The 13470-nt window shown below is 24.9% G+C and carries 8 protein-coding genes; 6 read left to right on the top strand and 2 right to left on the bottom strand.

Annotation, left to right across the window (positions count from 1 at the left end; all coding sequences use genetic code 11):
* Positions 1 to 54 precede the first annotated feature (54 nt).
* The 5 genes from GCL60_RS07200 (at position 55) to tssK (ending at position 9076) form a co-directional block, all read left to right on the top strand.
* On the top strand, positions 55 to 1848 hold the full coding sequence (locus GCL60_RS07200) for an ATP-binding protein (RefSeq protein ID WP_153419678.1): 1794 nt from the start codon (positions 55 to 57) through the stop codon (positions 1846 to 1848).
* 99 nt (positions 1849 to 1947) lie between these two features.
* Entirely contained in the window at positions 1948 to 2082 is a 135-nt protein-coding gene (locus GCL60_RS17445; protein ID WP_272914811.1) for a hypothetical protein, read from the top strand.
* 125 nt (positions 2083 to 2207) lie between these two features.
* Positions 2208 to 3206 (top strand): aspartate--ammonia ligase, encoded by a 999-nt coding sequence (asnA, locus tag GCL60_RS07195; protein ID WP_153419676.1) that lies wholly within the window; start codon positions 2208 to 2210, stop codon positions 3204 to 3206.
* Between the two features lie 265 nt (positions 3207 to 3471).
* On the top strand, positions 3472 to 7647 hold the full coding sequence (locus tag GCL60_RS07190) for a hypothetical protein (RefSeq protein ID WP_153419674.1): 4176 nt from the start codon (positions 3472 to 3474) through the stop codon (positions 7645 to 7647).
* A gap of 109 nt (positions 7648 to 7756) precedes the next feature.
* Complete coding sequence (gene tssK, locus GCL60_RS07185) at positions 7757 to 9076, top strand: type VI secretion system baseplate subunit TssK (protein ID WP_153419672.1); 1320 nt, start codon at positions 7757 to 7759, stop codon at positions 9074 to 9076.
* 40 nt (positions 9077 to 9116) lie between these two features.
* Here the strand turns inward: tssK and GCL60_RS07180 are convergent, their stop codons facing one another.
* The gene (locus tag GCL60_RS07180) at positions 9117 to 10376 is read right to left on the bottom strand and encodes a hypothetical protein (protein WP_153419671.1); all 1260 of its coding nucleotides are present in this window, start codon (positions 10374 to 10376) and stop codon (positions 9117 to 9119) included.
* Between the two features lie 82 nt (positions 10377 to 10458).
* Entirely contained in the window at positions 10459 to 10971 is a 513-nt protein-coding gene (locus GCL60_RS07175; RefSeq protein ID WP_153419669.1) for a hypothetical protein, read from the bottom strand.
* A 518-nt stretch (positions 10972 to 11489) separates the two neighbouring features.
* Between GCL60_RS07175 and GCL60_RS07170 the strand changes: the two genes are divergently transcribed.
* On the top strand, positions 11490 to 13400 hold the full coding sequence (locus tag GCL60_RS07170; protein WP_153419667.1) for a fumarate reductase/succinate dehydrogenase flavoprotein subunit: 1911 nt from the start codon (positions 11490 to 11492) through the stop codon (positions 13398 to 13400).
* Positions 13401 to 13470: the final 70 nt, after the last annotated feature.

Below are 13470 nucleotides of genomic sequence, written 5' to 3'. Positions count from 1 at the left end.
AAAATACTTACGAAACAATAGGATAGCTCTGAAAGAGAGGTAGAAAAATTTTAAATGTTTGAGATAAAAGATATGAGTATAATAATTCCTTATACCAATCAGCTAACGTTGATAGACTTAGCTGTATTAGTGTTTAGTGGAATTTTAATTTCTCTATTATTTTATTCTTTAAACTTGTTTCTTTATTTAAAAAATAAATTTTATTTCTTTTCTTTTATTTACATATTTTCAATTTTATTTTTTGTAATTACAATTACTGGAGTTGGTGATAAATATTTATGGTTTGAAATAGATTTGCTTAAAAAATTTAGTTTTTCAATGTCTTTATCTTTTTTTGTAATTTGTTCAACATTATTTTTGAACAAAAAAATGAATACAAAAAATCATAGTAAAAAAATGAGTAATGTTTTTTATTATTATATTATATTTCCAGTTTTTGTTTTAATATTAAATTTTTATAACTATAAATATTCAATTTACTTATCACCTATTTTAATAATATCATACTTTAGTATTATCTTAATAGGATTTATTTATTCTTTGACTTCAAAATTATACAAATTAAATTTGTATTTAGTCCCAAAAATATTAACCACGATTTTTATTTGCTCTTATTTGTTCAGTTATTTTTATCTAAATAAAATAAATTTAACTATAGGAATTATTGTGTTATTCTCTTTTTTAACAGAAATTTATATAATTATATTTTTAATAAACAAAAAATTTGAAAAAATATTATTGGATAAAGTTAAAATAAAAAAAGAATCATTGATTTTAGAATCTAAATTTAAAGAATTGCTTGAAGTTACATTTGATTGTTTTTGGCAAACAAATCAATTTGGCGAGATTGTTTTTATTTCTAATAATATATATGAAAAACTTGGATATAAAAAAGATGAAATTAAACTAAAAAAAATAGATGATCTTTTCGCAAAAAATGCTCCTAATGAATTAAAAATTCAATTTAGAGCAATAATGAGTAAAAAAAATTCCTATAAAAATATTGAAGTAGTTTCAGTCACAAAATCTGGGGAATTTAAATGGTTTAAAGTTAATGGAATTGTAAGATATAATGAAAAAAATGAGTTTACTGGGTATATAGGCGCACTAATTGATGAGACTTATGATAGGCATAAGCAATATGAACTTTTTGTTAATAATAATACAAAAAGTTTAGCTAGGATTGCTGGAGCAATCGCTCATGAAATAAATAATCCATTAACATATATTTTATTATGTATTGATTCTTTTTTAGGTCATCAAGACTCATTTGAAAAAGTTAATTTTGAAAAATCAATGAGCAAAATTCAAGAAATGAAAAAAAAGACTTTAAAAATTACAAAAATTGTTTCGAAGTTACAAGGATTATCTCTACAAGGAGTAGAGTTAATTAAGATTGATTGTAAGCTTTCTGAAATTATTGATATGGCCATAAAATTTTGTCAGTATGAATTAAAGTCATTAAATATTCCTTATTCAATTGAGCTTGAAGAAAATGAAAAGTTTGTAAATGTAAAAAAAGAAGAAATATACAAAGCATTAGTGAATTTGATCCATAATTCTATTGAAGCAACAGACAATATAGAAAACCCTTGGATAAAGATTTCTCTAAAAAATGAAGATGACAATTACATTACACTTTCTGTAATGGATAATGGAGAAGGCATTCCACTAGATAAGAGGGCGAGTATATTTGAACCATTCTATACTACGAAAGATTTTAAAAAAACGGGTCTCGGATTAACTCAATCATATCAATTTGTTGAAAGGAATCATGGCGTTTTAAGCTTAGACCTTCAATCGGAATTTACAAAATTTTCAATGAAATTTAAAACAATAGAAAAATAAATTATTTGTTAATTTAAAAAAATAATTGACAGTAATATTTTGATCAATTACTATTGTTCTGTTACAGGTAAAATTAACACTAAAAAAAGGTGTGTTGCAATGAAAACAGGTATTTTTATTACTAAGAAAGTTTATGAAACACCATGTTGTGTTTCTATTTCAATATCTTCTTCTATTTATACCTCCTCTAATAATTGCAATTCTAATAATATCAATCCAAATAATAATAATTAATTCAAAATAAAAATTTCATAATTAAAATTTATTTACAGATTTTTAAATAAACTAATTCTAGACATATGTTTACTTATTCTTTCTGTACTTATGTACCAACAACAAATCATAATTTGAGGTGTATTATGTCTATATGTGTATTATCTTGTGAATCACAAGTTGTTTCAGCTAGTGAGTTAAAAAAAGTTGAAAAACAAATTCATTTTGTGAAAACTTTTTTTCCCCAAAAACTTTCAGACTCCTTATCTTTATTAAAAGTTTCTGCTCCACTATTTGTCGAAAAAGGAACAGGAATAAATGATGATTTAAATGGAATAGAGAGCCCAGTATCATTTAAAATTCCAGAATATAGTGAATTAAAGACAATAGAAGTTGTTCAATCATTAGCTAAGTGGAAAAGAATGATGCTTAAAATATATGATTTTCCAGTTGGAGAAGGTTTATATACTGATATGAGAGCAATTCGTCCTTCCGATAAAATTGATCCCACTCATTCAGCTTACGTAGATCAATGGGATTGGGAAATTACGATAAGTAAAGAGCAAAGAAATTTATCGTTTTTAAAAGAAACGGTCGAAAAAATATATAAATCTATTAAAGAAACTGAAATGGAACTTTCAGAAAAATTTTCTGACTTTAGACCTATTTTACCAGAAAAAATTACCTTTATTCATTCTGAAGAATTATTAGATCTTTATCCACATTTAAGCCCTTATGATCGAGAAAGGGAAATTTGTAAAAAGCACGGAGCTGTTTTTTTAATTGGTATTGGTGGGAAACTTAAAAATGGCCAACCACATGATGGTAGAGCACCTGATTACGATGATTGGACAACAGAAACATCAGAAAAATTTAAAGGATTAAATGGTGATATATTAGTTTGGCATCCACAATTAGAGTTTTCTTTTGAATTATCTTCTATGGGAATTCGTGTTGATAGGGACGCATTATTAAAACAACTGTCTCTAACGGGACAAGAATCAAGATTGCAATTTTTATTTCACTCCATGTTAGAAAAGGGAGAATTACCTCTATCTTTAGGTGGCGGAATTGGGCAATCCAGACTTGCTATGTTCTTATTGAATAAACGTCATATTTCACAAGTACAAGCTTCTGTTTTTTAAATGTATTGCCACAAAAAATATCTTTTTGAGTAAAATAACCTGAAAAGATATTTTTTTAAAAAAATATCTTGTAAAAATAAAGATATAATTATTATATATAGATTAACTTCTAATCGGATTAGATGTTAATCTATTTTTTTTGTATTTCTGGTTCATTTTATAAATATAAATGTCAGTTGATTGTAAGAAGTAAAAAAAAAATCTAAAAAGCAACTTCATTATAAAAGTGGTTACTTTATAATGTCTTGCTAAATAAGAGAAGATCATGAATAATATTCAATTAAAAAGACAGCTTTTAAAAAGTAGAGATTCCTTAGAGGGATTTACGCTTAAAAATAAGTCAATATTTTTTAAGACTAATGACGAAACTACGATTAATTTATCTTTTGAAGAATCTATGGGTGGATCTGGTATTTCAAGTGATCCTACTTCAAATCAAATATTAAGATGGAGTTCTAAAGAGTTTGATCTTCTATTTAATTCACAAAAACTAGATTTAAATGTCTATATATCAATACAAGAAAATGAAAGTTTGATAAGCTCTGCATTATATCAAAAATTAAAAAAGTTCAATTACATAAGTGATAACTATGAACATGAATTTGATGCTCCTTGTCTTTATTTATTAGGACCTTTTTTGTCCTGGAAAAGTCAATTTAATGTAACAAATGCGCCTGTATTTAAAATACCAATTTATTTAAAGAGAAATAAAGAAAATAAGTTTTATATAAAATTTCAAAGTAAAACTTTCTTATTAAACGAAATTTTAGTTTATTATCTTGAGCATTTTTTTAATATTAATTTGGAAAAAGAAAAGGAATTTTCTTCTGCTAATTATGCTCTGCACTATTTGGTTGAAAATTTAACCAACCATAATATTGATGTTCAGTTTTTAAAGTACAAGTATGATATTAACAGTCAAGAAGATAATAATTTAAATCAATTTTTAATTTATGATTTTATGTTTATTGATTTTATGGAGAATGATAATTTAACATTATATAAAGATTATAATAATATAATTAAAAATTTAGATAATAATAATTTGATTTCAAAATTATTTACAATTAAAACTAAAGAAGATTTTGAATTTTTAAATTATGAAAGTCAAAAAGATAAATTTAGCTTATTTCCATATAAATTTGATTCTTATACACAGAATTTATTGGAACAAATAGATAATAATGAATCTGTAATAGCTTCTTTTCCTACTGGTGTAGAAAAATATAATTCAATATTAAATATAATGGTGAAATACACAATAACAAATAAAAGTGTTTTGTTTGTTTCTGAAAATAATAAAATATTTGAATATATTAGATCGGAATTGGAGTCTAAAGGTATATTTAATAAAATTGCTAAACTTCCAAAATCATTAAATAGCAATAAATATGAAATTTATGATCAGATATTTAATTTTAAAAGTTTTGAAAATATTGATTTTAGTGAAAATAATTTTAAAAATAATTTGCATAAAATAAATCAAGTAAGATTTGATATAAATGAATATATTAAAATATTGCAGGAAAAGCATTTAAAGAGTGGTTTAACAAATTTAGAAATTATACACAAAACATTTCTAGCAAATAAAGATTTATATGACTCAAATATTTATCAAAAATTCGGTTTTATTGAATGGGAGAAATTATCTAATATTTTAGAAGAAATTAATGGAATACAGTATTTTTATATAAGATTAAATAATAATTTAGATAGCCCTTGGAAATATAAGTTAGAAGTCACTTTAAAAAATAAAATATTATTTGATGAATTAATTAATATAAAAAATAATATTCATAATTTAAAAGGCAAAAAGAATTACTTACAATATAAAATAAATCAACATGTAATTCAAAATCAGTTAGAAGAAAATTTAAATCAATACTCAATTTTTATGTCTAGAAATTCTGGTAAATTAGATATTTCATACGACTATAAGAATTTATGGGAAAATCAAATTATTTATATTGATAATTTAAAATCTATCTCTATCAATATGCAAAGAATATTAATTGATATGGAAGATTATAAATTAGGTTATCAATCTATAAAAGAAGGTACTGCTCCTAAATTAATTAAAGACTTAGAAGAATATATTAAAAATGAAAATAGCTTTTCAAAATATTTTACTAAAAAATATTGGGTGAATAGAGCTTTAATTAAAAAGCTTTGCTTAAAGTGGGATGGAACTAATAAGCAATTTGAACATTATTTAAAATATATAGATTGTTTTGAAGAATTAATGCATATTGTATCAAAAATAAGATGTAATATTTATTTAGAAAGTAATAATCATGAATATATTATTAATTATATTTACAAAATTCAAATAGACATTGAAAATATTTATGATCTTTTTAAAGACGCAAAACAAACATTAACTGAAAAGCATTATCAAGAAGCAATTCAGTCATTCTATAGTTATAAAAATGTAATTCAATTAATCAAAGAAATTTCAGAAACTATTAATCAAATTGAAGAATGTGATCAAAATATAAATAAAGAATGGAATAAATTATCTAATTATATACAGCTTGATAAAATACAATTAAATTCTACTGAAAAAAAGTTGAGTTTTATAAATGTTATGATTGATAGAATTGATGATATAGACTTTATGCATCAATATAATAAAATTGTTTGTAATTTACAAGATAAATATAATTTAGTAAATTTGGATATCGACATCATAGAATCTTTGTCACACCATAAATCTAAATGGAAAGATATTGTTTATTCTACTGTAATTTTAGGTTGGTTTAGTGATCTTTTGTCTTATAATCCAGCCATTAAAAATTATGGACGTGAAACCATTCGTTCTTTATTTTCAGATCTAAATGAGATAGATGAATATGTGAAATTTAATTTAAATGATTATTTTAATTATAAGACGAATGAAAACTTTAAAAATGTTAAAGATCATAAGCTATATCATAATTTAATTAAAAAACTAACTGAAGAATCTTCTCCTAAACTTTTGCCCGATGAAATTCAATTGTTTTTAAAAATGAAATCTTGTTGGTTATTAAATCCAAAGGATGTAAGTAACCTCATTCCTTTAGCAAATGAAATGTTTGATTTGTTAATTATTGACGATGACTCTAAGTTAAATTTGGATCGAATTATACCTTCGATTTACAGGTCTAAAAAATTATTAATGATAAAAAATAATAATAATAATTTAGGCTCATTAATCTTATATAATATGAGTAAAGATCTTAACTATCAAAGTAAAGATATAAAATATTACATAGAAAAAAAATCTTCTTCTACAATATTTAAAAATGCTACAGGTGAATTTAATGAGTCTTTACTTTCATTTGCTAATTATGCATTTTATTTAGGTGAATTAAAAATAATCCCATCTCCTTATAAGTTTTTATCAGGAAGTGAAATTGAATTTTATGATTTAAATACAATAAAAAATATATCTATTAAAAATGAAAGTTTTTATGAATCTGATTTTGTTTTAGAGACTCTCTTAAATGAAATAAACTTGTTTCCAATAAAATCATATGCAATTATTACTACAAGTATTGAACAGTCTTTGTTTTACAAAGAAATTTTAAATATGAAGTTAAAACAAAATCAAAAATGGAATTTGCTAGTGTCTCGTCTTTATGGAAAAGAAAACTTTGATTTAGAAACAAAAATTGTAATAAAAGATATAAAAAGTATTGGAAATGAAAAATTTGATACTGTTTTATTTTCAACAGGATCTATCTTTTTCCAAAATAAAATTGATTATTCTGAAACTTTAAAAATATACCGTGATAATAATTCGAATATATTAATAAATAACTTAATTTCTTCTGTTAAAAATAAATTAATTGTAATAAATACTATACCTTTGTATTTAATGGAAACAAACGATAAATATTATACAGAAAATTATAATATGTGCATTTTAGGAAGATTTTTAAAGTTTACAAAATCTTTGTCGGAAAAAAACTATGAAAAAGCTTTAAATATTATAAAATCTTTTAAGCCAAAAAATGCATTAGATGGCTATAAGCCTAGTGAGTTCTCACAATTTGTAAAAACAAAGTTAACAAACTTGGGCTATAATGTTATAGAAATGTTTGGCCATAATAACATCTATCTCGATCTAGTTGTTCTTCATCCTTATCGCGAAAATTATTTTGTACTAGGTATCGAATGCGACGAGTGTATTATGCATTCCTCTCAACACTTTGGCGACAAAATTGATATGAGGGACAAAAAGCTAATAGAAAATGGATGGAATATTGAAAAAATTTATTCAATAGATTGGTTAAAAAATCCTGAAGAAGAGCTGGAGCGTTTGAATTTACTTATTAAAAATTTAATTCAAATTAAAATGGATATAGATGAAACAACTTCTTATATAGATGTTCAAGTTCAAGAACCTAAATTTGAATTTGATCCTGGGCGTTTTCAACTAAAAATGGGCGTGCTTTAATTTTTTTCTAATCTCTTTTCTTTATTTTTTAAAAAATGCTAAATGATAATAAAGTTACAAGTCTTAATTTATATTAGATTTGTATCTATTATTACTAAAGGAAACAGATATGATAGCAAATACTTTATCTTTACCAAAACTTATAAAAATAGAAAACTCCGATACAATTACTGAAAAATCTGTATTTAAATTATTTAAACAATCTGAACTTTTAAATGAAATGCGTTATAACTTATTAAAACCAGAAAACTTTGGAATTATTAAATTTGAAATTGACAAAAATGCTCAAAGAAAAGGTATTTTTAAAATCTCTGAAATTGAATGTATTTTTTCAAACGGCTCCGAATATTACCATAAAGCAACAAACCTTTTATTTTACTCAATAGATATAAAAACTTTAGATCCATTAGAAAATGATGGCGCTTATATTTTTATCACAATTAATGATTATAATCTTATTTCTGGTAATTTAGAATATCAATCACCAAATCAAAAGCACTTTATTAGAGAATGTATAAATTCAGAAAATAGTATTTATACGATAGAAAAAAATATCAATCTTGTTGTTGCAAATACCACTCCCTCTAATTGTGGATTTTTGCCAATAGCTAAATTAAAATTAAGTAAAAATGGCTTGGAATTAGATGATTACAAGCCTCCTGTATTTAATATAAAATCCGATCAAAAAATTATTGCAAAATTAGAAAGTTCAATGGAACTTATCAATAATAAATTTTTAATGATCAAAAAAGATATTGAAGATAATAAAAGTGAGCTTAATCCAAAAAAATACCATGACCATTTTATAAAAATTAAGCATCTATCAAATTCATTAAACATGATGGAACAGGTTTTAAATGAAGATCAAATTTTACCAAAAGATTTTTATTTAATTTTGAATAAAATATTTGCAAATGTTATTTCAATTAACCCAAATATTAATCTACCTAAATTGCCTGAGTTTAAATATTTAAATATTGAAGAATATTTTACTTCAATTATGGATTTCATGAATGAAATTTTAAATAAAGAAATTTCAGAAAAATATAAGTTATATTTATTTACCAAAAAAGATAATTTGTATTATTTAAAGCTTCCTAAACAAAGCTCCTCAATTTACAAAATTGCCCTTAAAAAACCTGCACGAGTTTCAGATGCTCAATTAATGGAATGGCTTCATGCTTCTCTTATTTGTGAAAAAAATGAATATCATTTTATGATTGAAAAACGAAGTTTAGGTTATGAACGAAAACATGAGCATGCGGATATTGAAATTAATTTAAAAAATGAATACTTATTTTTTAACGTAAAACTTGCACCAGATCAGGCTTTAAATGACAACACACTTGTCATTTCCCAAAGCAGCTCGAAGTATAATTTATTTGAACCCGATGCCATTGTTCTTTATTGGGAAATGAAGGGTAAGTGAGTTTTGGTTTTTAATTACATACCTTAATTTTAAATGCCTATTAATGTTTATTTAATTCAGATTCTAAATTAACTTTTTTTGACTTTAAAATATCAAATTTTTGATTGAGATTTTGGCATTCTATTAGTTTCGATTCTTTGCATTTATTTAAAAGATTAAATTTTTCAAAACGAGCAATAAATTCATTAACTTTATTTAAATCAAATTTTAATAAAGCAATATTGGCATCTATGGCATTAGGTACATTATAATTTTTCAACCTCTTTGACATATCTTCCATTAAAAGTTCATTTATTTTTAGATCTTTTTCTAAATATATAATTTCAATTTCATTTCTTGAGAGTATTGGAATAACAGATAAGCGAGGAATTTTTTGTCCCCCTTCTAGTTCAGATGCAAAAATAAAAAAATGTTCATAATCAATATTACTGTTCCAATTTCCTTCTGTATTTATAATATCATTAAGATTTGAGCATTTAGTTCCACCTTCATATGCTTTTTTAATTCCATCAATATTGGAACTTTCAGAAATAATAATTGCATCTTTTGTATTTTTTACATACTTACAATTTTCAAACCATCTTTTATCATTTAATTTATCTTTATTTAATACTAGTGTAAATTCGCTAAATCCGTTTAAAAATCTTCTTACAATGTCAAATTTTAAATCTGTGATATCTACTTCTTTTGGAAGACTAGTTGATATGGCGTATGATGAAGTATCTGCATCAGAAATACTTGCTGTTGCTATTCCAGAATATTTAGAAATAAATATTTTAATAGAAGGAACATTATTAATTTTAATTTGTGTTGCTGCTAAATATATAGAAGATGATTTTTTATTTTTATTATCCTCATTTGCTACAAACAATTTTTCACCAGGAAAAGTTAAATTCACCTTTTGATCTTTATCTACAGAGGATTTAATAATATATCCAGTTTTATCAGCTTTTGAAATTTCATAAGTATTTTCACCATGTATAAATCTATTTATAATAATGTCACAGTTAGATTTTGCAGGCAATTCAATTGTATTATTTGGACTGCTCTCATCTAATTTTAATTCTATTTTGTCATTTTTATAATTTGTATCAGGGCAATTTATATCTAAAGAAACAGGTAAATTTGGAACTTTTACACTATCTATATTTTGATTTGCTGAAAAATTAATTTTAAGCATTTTTCCATTATATTGATCGCCATTTTTTTGTTTGTTTTTACCTTCCATTTTAGAAACACCGCAGCTGATAAATGCTAGTGAAGTGATTCCATAAATTCCAAATTTTATTAATTGATTCATTCTATCTATTTCTCCATGTTATTTAAGTTAAATTAAAATCTTATCTTTTTTAATAGTAAATACAAATTATCGTTATCATTAATTAATTTGGCTTTATTCCCCTGAATTCAGATATATGAATGATTATCAGATTGTTTTTTATTTCTGAAGATAAAAATGCAGAATAATTATTTAATTTATTTTTGTATAAAAGATTTTCTGTAGTATTAATTTTAATATTTGCTCTTTCCTTAGGATTAGGATTTGCTTCTGTTTTAAATAAAACTTTCTCCTCTACGAGATCATAATGGATGTCATTAGATATTGTAAACTTTTTCAAAGTAATATCACAAGATCCTTTATTCGGAATTTCAAAATTACTTTTTTCATAGTTAATTTCTATATCATCTTTTGTATAATCTGCTTCTGCACAATGTATTTTTATAAAAATTGGTATATTATTTATTTTTATATTGTTAGCACTTCCTTTTGAAGACATATTAAAACTGGTCATTTGTACTTTATTATTTTTATTTTTTCCTTCTTTTTGAGAAGTGCCGCAGCCAATAAAGGCAAATGCAACAATTGAACACACTCCTATTTTTTTAAAAGACATTTTATCCCTCAAGTGATTATGTAATATAATTAAAGTAAAATTTTAATTTCAGCTTACCTCTTTCATTTGTTTAAAAAATGATCAAGTTTAGGCTGAATATCTATTTTATATGTAATCGTCTTATTATATTGCTTTATTGTTACAATATTTTCAACGTTTTATTAATTTAGTATAAAATTTAATATTTACAAACTTTATTTAATATTTATTTTAATGAATAAGTTTTGAATAAATAATATCTAAAAAACTAAATTCACAATATGTAATAAATATTTTTTAGATATTATTTTAATTCTAAATCCATATAATAATTAAAATCGCATTTATTTAGCGCATTTTTTTTCTGGATTAAGTGTTAAAATACTTTATATATTGAAAATCATTATCATTATTGCAAAAAATGCATTACTTATGTATTAAAATAATGGTGATTCATTTTGAATCTATTTGCATAGCTTAATTATTAAAAAATTATAAAAATTTTTTCAAACATTTAAAATGAAATAGGAATTTACAAAATGCTTAAAAATAATGTACCAAGTGGTCCTATAGAAGATAAATGGAAAAAACATGTTTTTGAAAGTAAATTAATCAATCCGGCCAATCGAAAAAAATTTTCTGTGATTGTTGTTGGCACTGGATTAGGGGGTGCTTCGGCAGCAGCTACTTTAGCAGAAGCTGGTTATAAAGTGGACGCATTTTGTCTACAAGATACTCCAAGAAGAGCTCATTCTATTGCAGCACAAGGTGGAATTAATGCATGTAAAAATTATAAAAATGATGGAGATTCCACCTACCGATTTTTTTACGATACGGTAAAAGGTGGGGATTATCGCGCTCGGGAGGCTGGTGTTTATCGGTTAGCAGAACTTTCAAATAAAGTTATTGATCATTGTGTCGCTGTTGGTGTTCCTTTTGCACGAGAATATGGCGGATTATTAGACAATCGATCTTTTGGTGGCACACAAGTTGAAAGAACGTTTTATGCAAAAGGTCAAACTGGTCAGCAGTTATTACTTGGTGCTTATCAAGGAATGATGCGTCAAGTAACAGAAAAAAATATTAGAATGCATTCCCGCAAAGAAATGATCGATCTTATTGTTGTGGAAGGAAAAGCGCGCGGTATTGTTGTTCGCGATCTTTTAACAGGAGCAATAGAATCGTATTCTGCAGATGCTGTTGTTTTAGCAACAGGTGGTTATGCAAATTTATATTATCTTTCTACAAATGCTAAACCTTCAAATGCAACCGCAATTTGGCGCGCTTATAAAAGAGGAGCGGGTTTTGCAAATCCGTGTTTCACTCAAATACATCCTACATGTATTCCTATTGCGGGTTCAGAGCAATCTAAGTTAACACTCATGTCAGAATCTCTAAGAAATGATGGACGAATTTGGGTTCCAAAACTAAAAAATGAAACAAGACTTCCTAATGAAATTCATGAAGAAGATAGAGATTATTTTTTAGAACGCTGTTACCCAAATTTTGGAAATTTAGTACCCCGTGATGTTGCTTCTCGCGCAGTTAAAAAAGTATGTGATGAAGGTTATGGTGTAGGAAGCTCGGGACTTGCTGTTTACTTAGATTTTAAAGATAAAGTAGCAAGCCAAGGAAATAAATTTTTAGAAGAAAAGTACGGTAACTTATTTCAAATGTATGAAAAGATAGTGGGAGATAATCCTTATCATTCTCCTATGAAAATTTATCCTGCCATTCATTATACAATGGGAGGTCTTTGGGTTGATTATAATTTAATGTCTAATATCCCTGGTCTATTTGTATTAGGAGAAGCAAACTTTAGTGAACATGGTGCCAATCGTTTAGGTGCAAATGCTCTTTTACAAGGTCTGGTAGATGGTTACTTTATTTTACCAAGTACACTAGGTAATTATTTAGCAAATACTCATTTGCATACACTTCAAAATAATAAGGTAGAATTTTCAGATTCTATTGAAAGCAATAAACAAAAAATTCAAAAATTAATAAAAATAAATGGAAATGTATTAGCAGATACCATACATGACAAGCTTGGTAAATTAATGTGGAATGCTTGTTCTATGTCTAGAAATAAAGAAAAGTTGCAATTCACTTTAAATGAAATTCCAAAAATTAAAGAAGAGTTTTGGAGTCATTTAAAAATCCCAACGGATGCTAATACATTAAATCAAGAATTGGAAAAAGCTTTGCGTGTTTCCGATTACATTGAACTTGCAGAGCTTATGTGCCGAGATGCCCTTGCGCGCGAAGAATCCTGCGGCAGCCATTTAAGAGATGAATATCAAACTTCAAACGGCGATCCGCAACGTAATGACAAAGACTTTAGCCATATTGCATGTTGGAAATTTACAGAAGAAAATAAAGTACCAGAAAGGCTAATAGAACCTTTGGAATATGAATACTGCAAGCCAACTCAAAGAGATTACCGTTAAAAAAGAATTATTTTTTATCTGAAAAATAATACATATTTTTCAGATATAAGAACAGAAAAAATAATTTTAT

This window comes from Silvanigrella paludirubra (genome assembly GCF_009208775.1).
GTDB classification, from domain to species: domain Bacteria; phylum Bdellovibrionota_B; class Oligoflexia; order Silvanigrellales; family Silvanigrellaceae; genus Silvanigrella; species Silvanigrella paludirubra.
The sequence above is the reverse complement of the archived record's forward strand: the minus strand, read 5'-3'. Positions and strand labels throughout refer to the sequence as shown.